We start from the raw sequence: 17,519 nt of genomic DNA, 5'->3' as shown, positions 1-17,519 counted from the left end.
CCCGGTCCTGTTGAAAAGCAAAGATACGTCCGATTTTTCGAAATTGACGGAGGCGGCCGCGAGATGCACTCTCGCGGCCGCCTTTTCTTTTGGGCGCGACGTATCTTCCCGGGAGTTCTTCTTTTTCATGCGCAATATCCTTCGTTGGACGACAGCCCTGTCGGTCCTCGCGGCCTCGCCTGCTTTCGCGAATGAGCTGACCGACACGAACTATCCCGACACCCGGCGCGGCGACGTAGTCGAGACGCTGTTCGGGGAAGAGATTGCGGACCCCTACCGCTGGCTTGAAAACGATGTGCGCGAGGACAAGGAAGTTGCCGACTGGGTGGCCCGTCAGAGCGCTTTCACCGACAGTTATCTGAAGCAATTGCCGCAGCGGGGCTGGTTCGAGGAGAAGGTACGCGGCCTTCTCGATTTCGAGCGTTTCGGGCTCCCGGACAAGGCGGGGAAGCGGTACTTCTATACGCGCAATTCAGGGCTTCTCAACCAGTCGCAGCTGTTCGTGCGCGACGGGCTGGATGGCGAGCCGCGCCTGCTGATCGATCCCAACACCTGGGCGAGCGACGGGGCCACGGCGCTGTCGGGATGGACGCCGTCGAAGGAAGGTTCGTACCTCCTCTATAGCGTGCAGGATGGGGGCAGCGACTGGCGTATCCTTCACGTTCTGGATGTAGCGACCGGCAAGGTCCTCGAAGACGAGATCCGCTGGGTCAAGTTCTCGGACCTGGCCTGGGTGGGCGAGAAGGGCTTCCTCTATTCGCGCTATCCCGCGCCGGGTGAGGGCGAGGCCTTCCAGAGCGCCAATTACGACCACACGGTCTATTACCATGAACTGGGAACCCCCCAGTCGCAGGACGTGGTGGTCTACCGCACGCCCGAGCATCCCGAATACAACCATTCGGTCACAGCCACGCAGGATGGGCACTGGGCGATCGTCACCAGCAGCATTGGCACCGATGCGCGCTTCGAGATCCACGCGATTGATCTGACCCGCAAGGACTGGACGCCGCGCGTGGTTGTCGGTGGCTTTGACGATGCCTGGGAGCTCGTCGAGGGCATGGGCGACAAGCTCTGGTTCGTCACCAACAAGGACGCACCGCGAAAGCGGCTCGTCCAGATCGATCTGGGCGGCAAGACGCCGAAGATGCACGAGGTCGTGCCCCAGGCCGAGGACATCCTCGAGCGCGCGGGTATCGTGGGCAATCGCCTCGTCCTCAATTACATGCGTGATGCGGCTAGCCATGCGGTCATCGTCGGTCTGGATGGCAAGAGCGCGCAGGAGTTCTCGCTGAGCGGGATCGGGACGGCCTCGGGCTTCCATGGCAAGCCGGGCGATCCTGAGACCTTCTATTCCTTCACCAGCTTCAACCGCCCGCCCTCGATCTTCCGCATGAACATCGAGACGGGTGAGACCACGCCGTTTGCCGAGCCGGAGATGGACTTCGATCCCGAAGACTTCGCCATCGAGCAGCGTTTCTACGCCTCGAAGGACGGGACGAAGGTTCCGATGTTCATCGTGCGCCGCAAGGACGTGGTCGCAGCCGGCAAGCCGGTGCCGACGTTGCTCTACGGCTATGGCGGTTTCGATATTGCGCTCACGCCGGGCTTCTCGGCCTCGCGCATGGCCTGGATCCAGGCAGGCGGCGCCTATGTCCTGGCGAACCTGCGCGGGGGCGGCGAGTATGGCCGTGCCTGGCACGACCCGGACGGCGCGAGAACAAGCAGAACGTCTTTGATGATTTCATTGCGGCGGGCGAGTACCTGAAGGCGCAGGGGATCACGAGCGAAGACGGGCTGGCGATCAACGGGGGCTCCAACGGTGGCCTCCTGGTTGGCGCGGTGACGAACCAGCGCCCGGACCTTTTCGCGGCGGCCGTGCCGCAGGTCGGGGTCATGGACATGCTGCGCTTCGATCGCTTCACGGCGGGGCGCTACTGGGTCGATGACTTTGGCTATCCCGACAAGGAGGCCGATTTCCGGATCATCCGGCGCTATTCGCCCTACCACAACATCGCAGACGGGCAGGACTACCCGGCCGTGCTGGTGACGACGGCGGATACCGATGACCGCGTGGTCCCGGGCCACTCGTTCAAGTATGCGGCGGCCATCCAGCATGCGGACCTGGGCGACAAGCCGCACCTCATCCGTATCGAGACGCGGGCCGGCCATGGCTCGGGCAAGCCGACTGACAAGGTTATCGAGGAATCGGCGGATATCCTCTCGTTCATGGCGGAGTGGACAGGACTGGACGTTCCGGAGTCCTGATCGTTCAGGTAATGCGCGCATAACATGAACAATGGCTGATGTCCGGGTTCAGGCGGGTATCAGCGCCTCCTTGCTACACCGCATCTGTCGCCGGGCATTGGGCTCGGCATGCAGAAAAAAGGAGGAACGCCTCATGCCCACCCTGATGAAATCCGCTCTTGGCAAGGGACTGGTCGGGACCGTGGCGGTCGGCGCAATGGCGGCCTCCACGGCCACCCCGGCCATGGCGCGCGATGGCGGTGTCGATGCGGGCACGGTAATTGCCGGCGCGCTGGTCGTGGGCGGTATCGCCGCCCTGGCCGCGTCGGCCAGCAACGACCGGGACGGTTATGCCTATGGCCACCCGCGCGGGCGTGATCGTCGCTATGGTCGTGGTTTCCGCGGCGTGAGTTCGCGCGATGCGGTTGATCGCTGCGTTGCGGCGGCGACCCGCGCGGCACATCGTTACAGCGGGCGCGCCCGGGTGACCGATATTCGCGATGTCGACCGCAAGGATTATGGCTACAAGATCAAGGGCCGGATCGTGGTCGAAGACCGCCGCGGCGGGCGTGGGATCGCCGCAGCCGGGCCGATAGCGGCAAGTTCACGTGCAAGGTGAATTATCGTGGAGGCCTGCGTGACCTCGACTTTTCGGGAATTCGCGGCCTGCGCTGAGGATACGCTGCCCGCCTGTGCGGTTCAGCGCCGGGAAAGGCGCCTTGGCGCATCGGGAAAACTGCTGATTGGGACGGCGCGGATCGTGCGCGCCGATTGGGAACTCGAGTTATGAAGATCCTGCGTTCGCGTACCAGTGCCTCGCTGGCTGCCCTGGCGGCCACGGTGATGACCGTTTCGCCTGCCATGGCGCATGGCTGGGGCCGCTATCCGGGCCCGCCGCGCCACCATCACCATCGTGGCGGCGGCGGAAGCGGCCTGCTTGCCGGACTTCTGATCGGTGGCGGCCTTGTCGCCATTGCCAGCGCGGCAAGCAAATCCAATCGTCCCGAGCCTGTAGTCCAGCCTCGGGACGCTTATGAGGATGACGATTACGGCCGTGACTATGACCGCGGCGATGCCCGTCCGGCCTATCCCGGTGGCCCGGTGGCGGGCGATCCCGGCTATGCGGCGCCCTATGAGGACGACCGCTTTGGCGACGAGGTCGGGGCCTCGGGCTTCGGCATGGCGGTGGATACCTGCACCGACGAGGTCGAGGGCGGTTCGCGTTACAGCGTGCGCAGTGTCGACAAGGTGGACCGGATGAACGGCCGCGTCGCGGTCGAAGGGCGGCTCGCGGATGGCCGAGGGTTTGCCTGCAGCATCGACAATGAAGGGCGCGTGCGCTCGGTCGCGGTCGATGGCCGCGCGATGATCTAAGGTGCGCTGCGCCCCGGGGCTCAGGTCTGCCGGGGCGGGCTGTCGTCCTCGCCGCCGTGCGTGGGCAGACCGATGGACCAGTGGATCGCGGCTCCGCGCAGGATGAACCCGGCCAGCGCGCCGCAGATCCAGGCGGTGATCGGCGAAATGTCGAGCGCGATGAGAAGCGCCGCACAGGCCGAAGCCAGAGCCGAGGCCGTGACGTAAAGCTCCGGGCGCATCAGGATCGAGGGTTGGCCTGCGATAACGTCGCGGATGATGCCGCCCGCACACCCTGTCATCACGCCCATCAGGAACGAGGGGACAGGGGGCACACCCCAAGCCATCGCCTTGATCGTTCCCAGGACGGAATAGACGGCCATGCCCAGCGCGTCCGCCCAGACGAGGATCCGGGCGTTGTACCAGCGCGCCGGCGTGAACCAGGCGAGCGTTGCCACGGCGAGGCACACCGGCGCCACGAGCCGGTCATGGACCCAGAACACCGGCGCATCGATCAGGAGGTCGCGCACCGTCCCCCCGCCAACCCCCGCGATCAGCGCAAAGAAGGCCACCGTGACGTAGCTTTGCTGGGTCCGTGTGCCCGAGAGCGCGCCGGAGAGGGCGAACAGGCCGATGGCGAAAAGGTCTACGGCGGCGGGCAGCACCGGCGTCTCGGGAGGCGTGATCATGGGTGTCTCTTATCACCCGTTCGGCATGGGACCTACCCTGCCGGGTACAACACGGGGCCATGTTCTGCGGAAACTTGTTTGCCCGCGTGAAAACACTAGGTTGAAGCCCTGCGTCCGGCGTCCCCCATTGCCGGTCTGACCCCGTCACATATGGATTTCCTCCCATGTCCACCCGTACCGTATTTTCCTCCCTTGCCCTGCTGCTGGCGGGCACGGCCCTCGCGCCGAGCAGCGTTGCCATCGCGCAGAGCTCCACTGCCGAGGCACCGTACAATCTGGGCGCGGCCAAGGCCGCACTGGCGCCGGTCGAGATGGATGTCGACACCGCCTTTCTGAATGCGGAAGAGCGCAAGGTCGTCAACCTGCTGATCAAGGCCTCGGACCTTCTGAGCGAGGTCTATCTGCGCCAGCGCTACGACGCCAATCCCAAGGTCCGCATGGCCATCGCGCGCAACCGCCGTGCGGACCGCGACCTCCTGCTGGAGATGTTCGACCGCAATTTCGGACCTTGGGACGAGATGTCCGAACTCCATCCCTTCTGGGGCGGCGAGGCCATGCCCGAAGGCGCGGGTTTCTATCCCACCGACCTGACCCGTGAGGAACTGGAAGCCTATGTCACAGCCCATCCGGATGCGAAGGAGGCGCTGCTCAGCCCTTATACCGTGGTGCGCCGCGATGGTGAGGCACTGGTCGCCATTCCCTATTCAAAGGCTTATGCGCAATGGCTGCAGCCCGCCGCGCAGCTTCTGGAGGAGGCCGCGGCCATCACCAGCAATCCTAGCCTCAAGCGCTTCCTGTCGCTGCGCGCCAAGGCCTTCCTCTCGGACGATTACTATGAGAGCGAACTGGCCTGGATGGACCTGGAGGACACGCCGATCGAAGTCGCCATCGGCCCTTACGAGGTCTACACCGACCGCCTGATGGGCACGAAGACCGCGTTCGAGAGCTTCGTGACGCTGAAGAACCCGGAAGAATCGGCCGCGCTCGCCAAGTACAAGAAGTACCTGCGCGACATGGAGGCGAACCTGCCGATCCCGGACGAGGTCAAGAACTTCCAGCGCGGCTTTGCCAGCCCCATCGTCGTCTCCGAACAGGTTCACGGCGGGGGCGACAACGTGCCCGGCGCGCCGACCATCGCCTTCAACCTCCCCAACGACGAGCGCGTGCGCGAGGCCAAGGGGGCCAAGAAGGTGATCCTCTCCAACGTCCTTGGCGCCAAGTTTGATCGCATCCTGAAGCCCATGGCCCCGATCGTGCTCGAGCCCGATCAGGCCGCGCTCGTCGCGCGCAAGTACATGCAGTACGAGACGCTGTTCCACGAACTCTCGCACAGCCTCGGGCCAGGGACGATCACCGTCGATGGCGAGGAGACGACCGTGAACGCGCGCCTCAAGGAGCAGGCCTCGGCGCTGGAAGAGGCCAAGGCCGATGTCGCGGGTGTCTGGAACATCCTGTTCATGATGGACAAGGACGAGATCCCGGCGGGCGAGCGCGACCAGCTGTTCGCCACCTACTTCACCGGCATCTTCCGCTCGGTACGCTTCGGCGCGGTGGAAGCGCACGGGAAGGGCGCTGCGCTCCAGTACGGCTACCTCCAGGCCAAGGGGGCCTTCCGTTTCGATGACGATGCAGGACGCTTCGTGATCGACGATGCGCGCATGGAAGCGGGCCTTCGCGATCTTCTGCACGACATCCTGATGCTGCAGGCGAGGGGCGATTACGAGGGCACCAAGGCCTTCATGGGCACCTGGGCCAAGCTTGATGGCCATGCAGAGGAGGCGATTGCCGCGATGGGCGATGTGCCCGTCGACATTCTCCCGATCTATCCCAGCGAAGTCTGACGACGCGCGCCTGGCGAACCCAGGTCGCCGGGCGCAGTCCTTGCGCTCAGAACGCCCACCACAAATAGCTGGTGATCGTACCGAGTGAGAGGATCGTGGAGAGAAGCACGGTGCGCGCGGTCACATCGGCCTCGCGGCCATAGAATTCGGCCAGCATGAACGGGCCAGTGCCGGTCGCAGGGCCGAGAGGATGACGGCGGCGTGGATAGCCATCGGGTCGATCTGGAAGACCCGGGCCGCCAGAAACCAGACAGCCACGGGCTGTGCGATCAGTTTGACCACGATCAGTCCTGCAATCCAGCCCCTGGGCGCGGGCGCAGGGCTTCGCTCCGCTGCAAGGAACAATCCGAGGGCAACCAGCGCGCAAGGCGAGGCGGCCGCGCCCAGCATCGTGAGGAAACTGTCGAGCGGATCGGGCACGGCCAGCCCCGTGATTGGAAAAATGCTGGCGGCAAGCGGTGCGGCGACAAGCGGATTGGCAAGCACCCGGCGCGCGACCTTGATGGCGAGCTTGCCCGGAGTCGCCGCCTTCTGGGTCGCGGCTTCGATCAGCACGATGCCGATGGCGAAAACCACGCACACGGTCATCAGGACCGAGAGCAGTGTCAGCGAACGCGCCTCACTCCCCAGCACGACGGCGATGATGGGAAAGCCCATGTAGCCGTTGTTCGCGTAGCTCGAATTGAGGCCGTCGATGGCCGCATCGGCGAGGCCGTGGCGCAGGCGCGCGAGGATCGTGAAGACGAACGTGCCCAGAGTGCCCAGTGCCAGAGCGGCCAGGAAGCCGGGGTGCCAGAGCTGCGCAGGCTGGGCCTTGGCGACGATCTCGAACAGGAGCGCGGGCAGCGCCAGCCAGACGACGAAGCGGTTGAGCTCGCTTGTTGCCTGGGGGCCCAGCGCCTTCAGACGGCGCGCCAGCCAACCGGCGAAGATCAGGCCGAAGACCGGGAGGACGGTCAGCAGGGGTGTGAGCATGGAAGCAGTCTAGCGCTTGGCGGATCAGAAGGAGACGCGCATGTAGCCCGCGAGGCGCGTGCCGGTGTGCCGATCCCAGTAGCGCGTGTCGCGCGCTGCGTCCTGGTCGATGCTGGTCCCGCTCAGCTCCATGCCGATCGCAAAGTTGAGGCGCGAGCGTTCCACCGCGACGTACCAGTTGGTGTAGTCGCCATCGGGGCGCAGGCGCACGGCGCGCTCGGCATCGTTGGTGGATCCGATGGTCTGGCCGATCCCGGCGTAGAGGGCGAGGGGGCTGCCCGGAATACCCGCACCGATGTCGGCGGACAGGTAAAGGTTGTCGCCGCCGATGGCGTACTGCGAGGGGGCGTAGCTGGCGCCCAGCGTCAGCCACGCGGGGCCCAGCGTGCGTGAGACCGAGCCTTCGATCTCGACGTAGTCAAGCTCGCCCGCATCGATGAAGACGTGCCCGCGCGCACCGGCCGAGAAATCCCAGCCATTGCTGGAGGTGACGTACTTGGGGGCGATCTCGATGCCCAGCTCACTTCCGCCGTGACGGCGCGCGCCGCGCAGCGTGGTGGCGTTGGCGTCAACCACGATGTGCGAGGTGATGGGGAGGGAACCGTCGACCTGGAGGGCGAGTTCGCCCTCGCTGTCGCTGATGCCACGGCTGCGCATGTCGGTGCGCGCCTCGAGCGCCGCGCTGGCCGTGCGCATTGCTTGCGCATAGGCCTGGCCGGGAGCGGCGAAAGTGGTCAGGGAGAAAAGCGAAGCCGCGAGAACTGCGGCAGAAAATGTACGCACCATGCGGCTTCGCATAACGTGCTATCAGCGCGCGGCCAAGGACCTCGCCGCGGCGATCGTGGCCGCCACGTGGGGACGGTCTTCCTGTGCGGTCAGCGCCAGCTGTTCGTCGAGGTCGGCGGAGGACTTCGCGACGAGATCGGCGTGCATGGTGTCGCGGGCGACGCAGCGTCCGGCACGGGTGTGCGAGACTTCGCGGGTGCCCGGCAGCATGGCGCTGATCGCCTTGCCCGAGGCGGCGTCGGTGATGCGGCGCTCGATGGTGACGAGGCCCGAGACCTCGCAGCGCTTCATCCCGCGGCGGCCTGCGGGTGCAATGCCGATCTGGCGGGCCGAGGATTCGACGTGGGCGACATAGGAGACCGTGTAGGCCTTGCCGTTCTGCTCATGCTCGACCGTGTGGACGGGAGCCATGGCTGCGGCGGCGGTGAGGGTGATGGCGAGAAGGCTCATAAGGATCCTTGCTTGGTGCGGTGCACGTGACTGGCGAGAGGTGGGCGACTGCCCGGGAGAGGCCCGGCCTAGGCCGCACGGCGGCGTCCCGGTCAACGCGGGCGCGCGGCTTCCTTCGCACAGTGAGAGAAAGGGAGGGCCCCGGCGTCCGGGAATGCGGACGACCGGACACCGGGGCTGCGGCCCCTGGCGCTGCGTACACGCCAGAGGCCGCGGGGGGTGAGGCGCTACCGGTTGATGGATGGCGCGGCCGGGCAGGTCCTGTTCGGGGACGCGGCGAGGGGCCTGGGGATCGGCTGCAGTGAAGCCATCGACATCGTACTCTCTCCCAAAAGCAATAGCGCGCTCAATACATGGGCATGTGTGCCTTTTGTTTGAGCATCCTTTGCGTATCGTGTGGGCAATGCCGCAATGTTTCTGGATCGAAAGAATGATTGGCCTTGTTTCACAACGCTGGCCGCGTTGCGCACGTGAAGCCCCGTTTGGGCCGGGAAGGTGCGGGCACCGGACATGAAAAAAGGGCGGCGCCAGCGGCACCGCCCTTTTCAGCTGTTTCGTAGGGACGCTCGATCAGGTGTGGATCGGCTTGCCCTGGATGCCCATCGCGGCTTCCTTGATCGCTTCCGAGTGGGTCGGGTGTGCGTGGCAGGTGTAGGCGATGTCTTCCGACGTGGCGCCGAATTCCATGGCCTGCGCAACCTGCGCGATCATGGTGCCCGCGACCGAGGCAATGCACCACACGCCGAGCACGCGGTCGGTTTCCGCGTCCGCGATGACCTTCACGAAGCCGTCGGGCTCGTGGTTGGTCTTGGCACGCGAGTTGGCCATCATCGGGAACTTGGAGGTCTTGACCTTGCCCTTTTCCTTGGCGGCTTCCTCGGTGAGGCCCACGCCCGCGATTTCGGGCTGGGTGTAGACGACGCTCGGGATGACGTCGTGGTTCACGATGCCGGTAAGGCCGGCAATGTTCTCCGCAACGGCAATGCCCTCGTCCTCGGCCTTGTGCGCGAGCATCGGACCGGGGATCACGTCGCCGATCGCCCACACGCCTTCGACCTTGGTGCCGAAGTCGTGGTCGGTCTCGATCTGGCCGCGCTGGTTCAGTTCCAGGCCGATCTTGTCGAGGCCCAGGCCATCGGTGTTGGGCTTGCGGCCGATTGCGACGAGCACGACGTCGGCGTCGAGCACTTCGGCATCGCCGCCAGCGGCCGGCTCAACGGTGACCTTGGCCGCTCCGTCCTTGACCTCGACGCCGGTGACCTTGGTCTTCAGCTTGAGGGTCATGCCCTGCTTCTTGAAGATCTTGCCGGCTTCCTTGCGCACGTCGCCGTCCATGCCGGGCAGGAGCTGGTCGAGGTATTCGACCACGGTGACGTCGGCGCCGAGACGACGCCAGACCGAACCGAGTTCCAGACCGATCACGCCGCCGCCGATGACGACCATCTTGCCCGGGACCTTGCCCAGTTCAAGCGCGCCGGTGCTGTCGACGACCACGCCGCCCGCGTTGTCGACTTCAACGCCGGGAAGCGGCGTGACCGACGAACCGGTGGCGATGACGATGTTCTTGGCGGTCTTGGTCTCGCCGTTCACTTCGACGGTGTGCGCGTCCTTGAACTGCGCGTAGCCCTTGAGCCAGTCGACCTTGTTCTTCTTGAAGAGGAACTCGATGCCGCCGGTCAGGCCCTTGACCGCGTCCTTGCGCTGGCCCTGCATCGTATCGAGGTCAAGCTCGGGCGTGACCTTGATGCCCATGCTGGCCATCGCGCCGTTGGCAGCCGCGTCGAAGTATTCCGAGGCGTGCAGAAGCGCCTTGGAGGGGATGCAGCCCACGTTGAGGCAGGTGCCGCCCAGCGTCTCGCGGCCTTCGGCGCACGCGGTCTTGAGACCCAGCTGCGCGCCACGGATCGCCGCGACGTAGCCGCCCGGGCCCGCACCGATGACAAGCAGGTCGTAATCGTATTCAGCCATAACCTGGCTCCAATCCTTCGTTCGTCATCCCCGTGTATAACGGGGATCCCGTTGTTCGGGAGAGAAAAGAGCGGGGCCCCCGCGACATGGCGCGGGGCGACGCGATCAGAGGTCGATGAGGAGGCGCGTGGGGTCCTCGATCGCTTCCTTGATGGTCTTGAGCGCGGTAACCGCCTCGCGACCGTCAATGATGCGGTGGTCGTAGGACAGCGCGATGTACATCATCGGGCGGATCACGATCTGGCCGTTGCGCACGACCGGACGGTCCTCGATGCGGTGAAGGCCGAGCACCGCCGACTGCGGCGGGTTGATGATCGGGGTCGACATGAGGCCGCCGAACACGCCGCCGTTGGAGATCGTGAAGGTACCGCCCTTCATGTCGTCCATGGTCAGCGTGCCTTCCTTGGCCTTCTTGCCGTAGTCGGCAATTGCCTTCTCGATGCCCGCGAACGACAGCTTGTCGCAGTCCTTCACGACGGGGACGACGAGGCCGTTCGGGGCCGAGACCGCGATCGAGATGTCGACGTAGTCGTGGTAGACGATCTCGTTGCCGTCAATCTGCGCGTTGACCGCCGGGATGTCCTTGAGCGCGAGCACCGAAGCCTTCGCGAAGTAGGACATGAAGCCGAGCTTGATGCCGTGCTTCTTGGCGAAGACGTCCTTGTACTTGTTGCGCGATTCCATGACGGCCGACATGTCGACGTCATTGAAGGTGGTGAGGAGGGCTGCGTCCTCCTGCGCGCTCTTGAGGCGCTTGGCGATCGTCTGGCGAAGGCGCGTCATCTTCACGCGCTCTTCCTGGCGAGCCGGAGCCGCGGCGACCGAACCGGCCGAAGCAGGCGCGTCGGCGGGCTTGTTCTTGGCGGCGGCGATCACATCGTCCTTGGTGATGCGGCCGTCCTTGCCGGTGCCTTTGATGGTGGCCGGATCGATGCCGTATTCGAGCACCGCGCGGCGCACGGCCGGCGAGAGCACGGCGGCATCGGTCGTCGAACCTTCGCTGGCGGCCGGTGCGGGAGCCGGGGCCGATGCGGCCGGTGCGGGGGCCGGAGCGGCAGCCTTGGGGGCCGCCGCCGGAGCGGCCGCGCCGCCCGAGCCGGACTCGATCGTGGCGATCAGCGCGTCGACGGTGACGGTGTCACCCTCGGCGGCAAGCTGCTCGCCCATGACGCCGTCGTGCGGCGCCATGACGTCGATTGCGACCTTGTCGGTTTCCAGGCTGCAGATGGGCTCGTCGGCGGCAACCGCTTCACCGGGCTGCTTGAGCCATTCGCCAATGGTGGCCTCGGTGACGGATTCGCCGAGAGTGGGGACCTTGATTTCGGTGGACATGATTTACTCTCAAGCCTTCTGCTTGCGACGGAGTTCGGAACGGACGGAGAGGTGAAGCGCGTCGGCGACCAGGGCCGACTGCTCGGCCACGTGGCGCTTGGCAAGGCCGGTTGCAGGCGAGGCCGAAGCGTTGCGACCAGCGTAACGCGGACGCGGGTTCGAGACGCCGGCTTCCTTGGCAGCGGCCTCGATCTCGCTTTCGACGAAGAACCAGGCGCCGTTGTTCTTGGGCTCTTCCTGGCACCAGCAGATTTCCTCGAGGTTGGTCATGCGCGAGAGGCGCAGGGCCAGCGGCTCGCCCGGGAACGGGTAGAGCTGCTCGAGGCGGATGATCTGGGTGTCGTCGATCTCGTTTTCATCGCGCGCTTCGATGAGGTCGTAGTAGACCTTGCCTGAGCACAGGATGACCTTCTTGGTAGCCTTGTCTTCCGGCGCCTTGGGGTCGGAAAGGATACGGTAGAAGTGGCCGTCGCCGGTGAAGTCCTCGGCCTTCGACTTGGCTGCGGCGTGACGCAGCAGCGACTTGGGCGTCATGATGATCAGCGGCTTGCGGAACGGACGGTGCATCTGCCGGCGCAGCACGTGGAAGTAGTTGGCCGGGGTAGTGATGTTGCACACCTGGATGTTGTCGTTCGCGCACAGCTGGAGGTAACGCTCGAGGCGGGCCGAGGAGTGCTCGGGGCCCTGGCCTTCGTAGCCGTGGGGCAGCAGCATCACGAGACCGTTTGCGCGCAGCCACTTCGATTCCGAGGAGGCGACGTACTGGTCGATGATGATCTGCGCGCCGTTGGCGAAGTCACCGAACTGGGCTTCCCACAGGACCAGGGTCTTGGGGTCGGCGCTGGCGTAGCCGTACTCGAAGCCGAGCACGCCGTATTCCGAAAGCGTCGAGTTCAGGACCTCGAAGGTGCCGTGGGGCAGCGTCTTGATCGGGGTGTACTTGCGCTCGTCCTTCTGGTCGACCCAGACGGCGTGGCGCTGCGAGAAGGTGCCGCGTTCGCAGTCCTGACCGGACAGGCGCACGCCGTACCCCTCGGTCACGAGGCTGCCGAAGGCGAGCGCCTCGGCGGTGGCCCAGTCGAAACCTTCGCCAGCTGCGAACATCTCTTCCTTGGCCTTGAGCACGCGGCTCAGCGTCTTGTGGACGGTGAGGTCCTCAGGAACGGTGGTCAGCGTACGGCCCAGGCTGTCGAACAGCTTGGTGTCGATGCCGGTCTGCACGTTGCGGCGCGCGGTTTCCGCATCGGCAGGCTTGTGAAAGCCCGACCAGCGGCCCGAGAACCAGTCGGCGTGGTTCGACTTGTAGGTCTTGGCCGCTTCGAATTCGTCCTCGAGATGCGCGTTGAACGCAGCTTCGGTCTCGGCGAGGAAGGCGTCGTCGATGACGCCTTCGGCCTTCAGGCGGTCCGAGTAGATCTTGGCGACACCGGGGTGCTTCTTGATCTGCGCGTACATCAGGGGCTGCGTGAAGCCGGGCTCGTCGCCTTCGTTGTGGCCGAAGCGGCGGTAGCACCACATGTCGATCACGATGTCGCGGCCGAAGGTCTGGCGGTAGTCGATCGCCAGCTTGCAGGCGAAGGTCACGGCCGCCGGATCATCGCCGTTGACGTGCAGGATCGGGGCCTGGACGCCCTTGGCGACATCCGAGGGGTACGGCGAGTTGCGCGCGAAGGCGGGGCTCGTCGTGAAGCCGATCTGGTTGTTGATGACGAAGTGGATGCAGCCACCGGTGTTGTAGCCCTTGACGCCCGAGAGGCCGAAGCACTCCCACACGACACCCTGGCCAGCAAAGGCGGCGTCGCCGTGAATGAGCACGGGAAGGACGGTCTTGTGCTTGGCGCCCGGACCCACATCGTCGCCGATGTCATCGTGGCTGACCTGGTAGCTGCGCACCTTGCCCAGGACGACCGGGTTCACGGTCTCGAGGTGCGAGGGGTTGGGCATGAGGCTCATGTGAACCTTGATCCCGTCGAAGTCACGGTCGGCCGAGGTGCCCAGGTGGTACTTCACGTCGCCCGAGCCGCCCACGTCCTCGGGGTTGGCGGTGCCGCCCGAGAATTCGTGGAAGATGACCTTGTAGGGCTTGGCCATGACGTTGGCGAGGACGTTCAGGCGGCCGCGGTGGGCCATGCCGTAGACGATTTCCTTGACGCCGAGCTGGCCGCCGTACTTGATCACGGCTTCGAGCGCCGGGATCATCGATTCGCCGCCATCAAGGCCGAAGCGCTTGGTGCCGACGTACTTCTTGCCGAGGAACTTCTCGTACTGCTCGCCGCGCACGACGGCCTGAAGGATCGCCTTCTTGCCCTCGGGGGTGAACTCGATCTCCTTGTCGGGACCTTCGAAACGGTCCTGGAGGAAGCGGCGCTCCTCGACGTCGGCGATGTGCATGTACTCGAGGCCGACGTTGCCGCAGTAGTTGGCACGCAGGATCTGCACCAGCTCGCGCACGGTCGTCCATTCGAGGCCGAGGTTGCCGCCCACGAAGACCGGACGGTCCAGCGCGGCGCCTTCAAAGCCGTGGTACTCGGGCGTGAGGTCCTTGGGCAGCTCGCGCTTGGCAAGGCCGAGGGGGTCGAGGTTGGCGGCCATGTGGCCACGCACGCGGTAGGTGCGGATGAGCATCATGGCGCGGATCGAGTCCGCAGCGGCCTGGTCGATGCTCTTCTGGTCGACCTTCGCGCCGCCCTTGCCGGCGGCCTTCTCGACAGCCATGCGCAGAGCGGAAGGATCGAGGCCCTGGGTCAGGTCGTCTTCGAACTCGGCGCCGACGAGGGGCCAGTTCTTGCGCTGCCAGCTGGGTCCCTGCTGGGGGCCGTCAAGGCCCGTATCGGGGGTGAACTCGAAACTTTCGTCGCCCATGGAATCACCTTTTCACGCCAGTATCGTCTCTGCGGCGCATGGAGGAATAGTTTTGGGACACTGTCGGGGGCCGGAGAGGAAGGCGCGGCAGTGGGATTACAGTTCTGTCGGCGTTTGGACGCCTTGTGTTTGTTGCCGTGTGGAGGCGGCACCCCGGAAAAACCGAGAGGCCGCCTCCACCGGAAATAGGATCAGGCCACTTCCTTGATGGCTTCGACCAGCGTCTCGCCCAGGAGCGAGGGGCTGGCAGCCACGCGGATGCCGGCTTCTTCCATCGCCGCGATCTTGTCTTCGGCGCCGCCCTGGCCGCCCGAGACAATCGCGCCTGCGTGGCCCATGCGGCGGCCCGGAGGCGCCGTACGGCCCGCGATGAAGCCGGCCATCGGCTTCTTGCGGCCACGCTTGGCTTCGTCCTTGAGGAACTGTGCAGCTTCCTCTTCGGCCGAGCCGCCGATTTCGCCGATCATGATGATCGACTTGGTCTCGTCGTCGGCGAGGAAGAGCTCGAGGACGTCGATGAAGTTGGTGCCGTTGACCGGGTCACCGCCGATGCCGACGGCCGTGGTCTGGCCAAGGCCCGCGTTGGTGGTCTGGAACACGGCTTCGTAGGTCAGCGTGCCCGAGCGCGAGACCACGCCGACCGAACCCTTCGAGAAGATGTTGGCGGGCATGATGCCGATCTTGCACTCACCGGGGGTGAGGAGGCCAGGGCAGTTGGGGCCGATGAGGCGCGACTTCGAACCAGAAAGGGCGCGCTTCACGCGAACCATGTCGAGCACGGGAACACCCTCGGTGATGGCGACGATCAGTTCGATCTCGGCATCGATGGCTTCGAGGATGGCGTCCGCGCAGCCCGAGGGCGGAACATAGACGCACGAGGCGTTGGCGCCGGTGACGGCCTTGGCCTCGGCCACGGTATCGAACTGGGGCAGGCCCAGGTGATCGGTACCGCCCTTGCCGGGGGTCACGCCGGCAACCATCTGGGTGCCATAGTCAAGCGCGGCCTGGGTATGGAAGCTGCCGGTCTTGCCGGTCATACCCTGCGTGATGACCTTGGTATTCTTGTCGACGAGAATGGACATAGGGTTATTCCTGTTCCTGGGCTGGAGCGGCCTCAAAGGCCGGGGTCCGGTGTACTAGGAGTAATGTATGTCGCGGACCAGAGGCTCCGGTCCGCAACACACAAGTGTATTTGCTCAGGCGAGCGTTTCGTCGATGCCCTTGCAGGCCGCGACCAGTTCCTTGACCGCGTCGATCGAGACCTGCAGGCCTGCCTTGGCGGTGTCGTCGAGAGCGATCTCGATAACTTCCTCGACGCCTTCGGCGCCGATCTTGACGGGAACGCCGACGTACATGCCGTCAACGCCGTACTGGCCTTCGAGGAAGGCGGCGCAGGGCAGGACGCGCTTCTGGTCGAGCAGGTAGCTCTCGGCCATCGAGATGGCCGAAGCCGCCGGAGCGTAGAAGGCCGAGCCGGTCTTCAGCAGTGAGACAACCTCGCCGCCGCCGCCCGCGGTGCGCTTGACGATGGCGTCAATGCGCTCCTGGGTGGTCTTGCCCATCTTGATGAGGTCGGGAACGGGGATGCCCTTGACGGTCGAGTAGTCGACAACCGGGACCATCGTGTCGCCGTGGCCGCCGAGCACGAACGAAGTGACGTCGCGCACCGAGACACCGAACTCCCAGGCGAGGAAGGTCGAGAAGCGGGCCGAGTCGAGAACGCCGGCCATGCCGACGACCTTGTTGTGCGGCAGACCCGAGAATTCGCGCAGCGCCCAGACCATCGCGTCGAGCGGGTTGGTGATGCAGATCACGAATGCTTCGGGAGCGTGCTGCTTGATGCCTTCGCCCACGGCCTTCATGACCTTGAGGTTGATGCCGAGCAGGTCGTCGCGGCTCATGCCCGGCTTGCGGGGCACGCCGGCGGTGACGATGATGACGTCGGCGCCTGCGATGTCGGCGTAGTCGTTGGTGCCGGTGATCTGGGCGTCGAAGCCCTCAACCGGACCGCACTGCGACAGGTCGAGTGCCTTGCCCTGCGGAATGCCTTCGGCGATGTCGAACAGGACGACGTCGCCCAGTTCCTTCTGCGCCGCGAGGTGCGCGAGGGTGCCGCCGATGTTGCCGGCGCCGATGAGGGCAATCTTCTTACGTGCCATGATGCGTGCTTGTCCTTCCCAAGGCGGGATTGACGGACGAAAAGGGAGCCTGCTTCATCCCGCGAAAGGCAGGCACCGGGTACTTGCAATCGCGGCCCTAGTCCTCTCGGGGGGGACATTGCAACCGGGAAAGGGCGCGAGAACCGCCGAATTCGGAGGTTTTTATGATAATAGTTCGCAATTGCATTAAGGCGTGTTGCTGCGGTTTTGGGAACGTATTTCGGCGGGTTTCCGTATGCCGGGCGGGCGGCGTAGGTCCGGCCGGATGGCTCCGGCGGTCCGGATTAGCCCAAGTTCGTTGCGCAAGTGTGCAGGGCTTGTGCGATGCTCGCAAGACGGATGGTCCGAGTCGCCCCGTGGCGTCGGTCTGTTGCTTTGCGTCTTCGGGGCGGGGCCACGAAAAAGCCCCTCGGCCGTAGGGCAAAGGGGCTTCGGAAGGGCGGTTTGCCGGAAGGCTTCAGAAGCCGGTGGCGAGGTGGCTTTCAAACTGTTCGGCCATGCGGCGGTTGAGCTGGCGGCAGATCGAGATCCACCAGGTGCACGAGCGCGTATCGCCCACGAGGCGCGCGGCCTGGGCGTTGTGGCGGGCATGCTCGGCCGCGGACAGGCCGTGCCGGGCGAAGTGCTGAAGCGCTTCGGTCAGAAGGGTCTCGTCGTTCGCGGGCGCGGGAGTCCGGTCGAACTCGCGCGAGACGATCGAGACGTCGATCGAGCCTGAACGGCACTTGCGGTCGGCGTTGTCGTTGGTGCTGTCGAGCGGGGCCGAGACGCACTGCATGCGTTCGAGGAAGGGGATGGCTCGTCCTTTCGCAGCTGCGAAGCGTATTGCCATTTTGTGGTCGAGGCCTTTCCGTTTCTCC

At 65.3% G+C, this 17,519-nt stretch carries 13 protein-coding genes and 1 pseudogene; 4 read left to right on the top strand and 10 right to left on the bottom strand.

The genetic code is table 11. The annotated features are described in order from the left end of the window. Window positions 1-127: 127 nt before the first annotated feature. The 3 genes and pseudogenes from MBENS4_RS00630 (at window position 128) to MBENS4_RS00620 (ending at window position 3,618) form a co-directional block, all read left to right on the top strand. Window positions 128-2,265 (top strand): annotated as a pseudogene (locus MBENS4_RS00630) (prolyl oligopeptidase family serine peptidase). Window positions 2,266-2,398: 133 nt separating this feature from the next. Continuing rightward, window positions 2,399-2,863, top strand: coding sequence for a hypothetical protein (locus MBENS4_RS00625; protein ID WP_242404726.1), 465 nt, complete (start codon window positions 2,399-2,401; stop codon window positions 2,861-2,863). A 167-nt stretch (window positions 2,864-3,030) separates the two neighbouring features. Further along, window positions 3,031-3,618, top strand: a complete 588-nt coding sequence (locus MBENS4_RS00620) for a hypothetical protein (RefSeq protein WP_052321913.1) — start codon at window positions 3,031-3,033, stop codon at window positions 3,616-3,618. A 20-nt stretch (window positions 3,619-3,638) separates the two neighbouring features. Here the strand turns inward: MBENS4_RS00620 and MBENS4_RS00615 are convergent, their stop codons facing one another. Further along, a complete protein-coding gene (locus tag MBENS4_RS00615) occupies window positions 3,639-4,286 on the bottom strand; it encodes a trimeric intracellular cation channel family protein (RefSeq protein ID WP_039388044.1) in 648 nt (215 codons plus the stop codon). 164 nt (window positions 4,287-4,450) lie between these two features. Here MBENS4_RS00615 and MBENS4_RS00610 point away from each other — a divergent pair, with 164 nt between their 5' ends. After that, window positions 4,451-6,127: a dipeptidyl-peptidase 3 family protein gene (locus tag MBENS4_RS00610; RefSeq protein WP_039388041.1), complete on the top strand. Its 1,677-nt coding sequence runs from the start codon at window positions 4,451-4,453 to the stop codon at window positions 6,125-6,127. A gap of 120 nt (window positions 6,128-6,247) precedes the next feature. Here MBENS4_RS00610 and MBENS4_RS00605 read toward each other — a convergent pair whose 3' ends face one another. The 9 genes from MBENS4_RS00605 to MBENS4_RS00565 form a co-directional block, all read right to left on the bottom strand. Further along, complete coding sequence (locus tag MBENS4_RS00605; protein ID WP_242404725.1) at window positions 6,248-7,102, bottom strand: AEC family transporter; 855 nt, start codon at window positions 7,100-7,102, stop codon at window positions 6,248-6,250. 24 nt (window positions 7,103-7,126) lie between these two features. Next, a complete protein-coding gene (locus MBENS4_RS00600; RefSeq protein WP_052321912.1) occupies window positions 7,127-7,888 on the bottom strand; it encodes a TorF family putative porin in 762 nt (253 codons plus the stop codon). Window positions 7,889-7,909: 21 nt separating this feature from the next. Continuing rightward, window positions 7,910-8,338 (bottom strand): hypothetical protein, encoded by a 429-nt coding sequence (locus MBENS4_RS00595; RefSeq protein ID WP_039388038.1) that lies wholly within the window; start codon window positions 8,336-8,338, stop codon window positions 7,910-7,912. Window positions 8,339-8,908: 570 nt separating this feature from the next. Beyond that, window positions 8,909-10,306: a dihydrolipoyl dehydrogenase gene (gene lpdA, locus MBENS4_RS00590; RefSeq protein WP_039388036.1), complete on the bottom strand. Its 1,398-nt coding sequence runs from the start codon at window positions 10,304-10,306 to the stop codon at window positions 8,909-8,911. A 105-nt stretch (window positions 10,307-10,411) separates the two neighbouring features. Next, window positions 10,412-11,638 carry a 2-oxoglutarate dehydrogenase complex dihydrolipoyllysine-residue succinyltransferase gene (gene odhB / locus MBENS4_RS00585; protein ID WP_039388033.1) on the bottom strand — a complete coding sequence of 409 codons (1,227 nt, stop codon included), beginning with the start codon at window positions 11,636-11,638 and terminating at the stop codon, window positions 10,412-10,414. Between the two features lie 9 nt (window positions 11,639-11,647). Further along, on the bottom strand, window positions 11,648-14,500 hold the full coding sequence (locus MBENS4_RS00580) for a 2-oxoglutarate dehydrogenase E1 component (RefSeq protein ID WP_039388031.1): 2,853 nt from the start codon (window positions 14,498-14,500) through the stop codon (window positions 11,648-11,650). A 191-nt stretch (window positions 14,501-14,691) separates the two neighbouring features. Then, entirely contained in the window at window positions 14,692-15,582 is an 891-nt protein-coding gene (gene sucD / locus MBENS4_RS00575; protein WP_039388029.1) for a succinate--CoA ligase subunit alpha, read from the bottom strand. Window positions 15,583-15,696: 114 nt separating this feature from the next. Then, entirely contained in the window at window positions 15,697-16,659 is a 963-nt protein-coding gene (gene mdh / locus MBENS4_RS00570; RefSeq protein ID WP_039388027.1) for a malate dehydrogenase, read from the bottom strand. Between the two features lie 457 nt (window positions 16,660-17,116). After that, window positions 17,117-17,491: a hypothetical protein gene (locus MBENS4_RS00565; RefSeq protein ID WP_144400819.1), complete on the bottom strand. Its 375-nt coding sequence runs from the start codon at window positions 17,489-17,491 to the stop codon at window positions 17,117-17,119. Window positions 17,492-17,519: the final 28 nt, after the last annotated feature.

This window comes from Novosphingobium sp. MBES04 (assembly GCF_000813185.1).
Lineage (GTDB): Bacteria > Pseudomonadota > Alphaproteobacteria > Sphingomonadales > Sphingomonadaceae > Novosphingobium > Novosphingobium decolorationis.
Note: the sequence above shows the minus strand (reverse complement) of the source record. Positions and strands in the feature narration are given on the sequence as shown.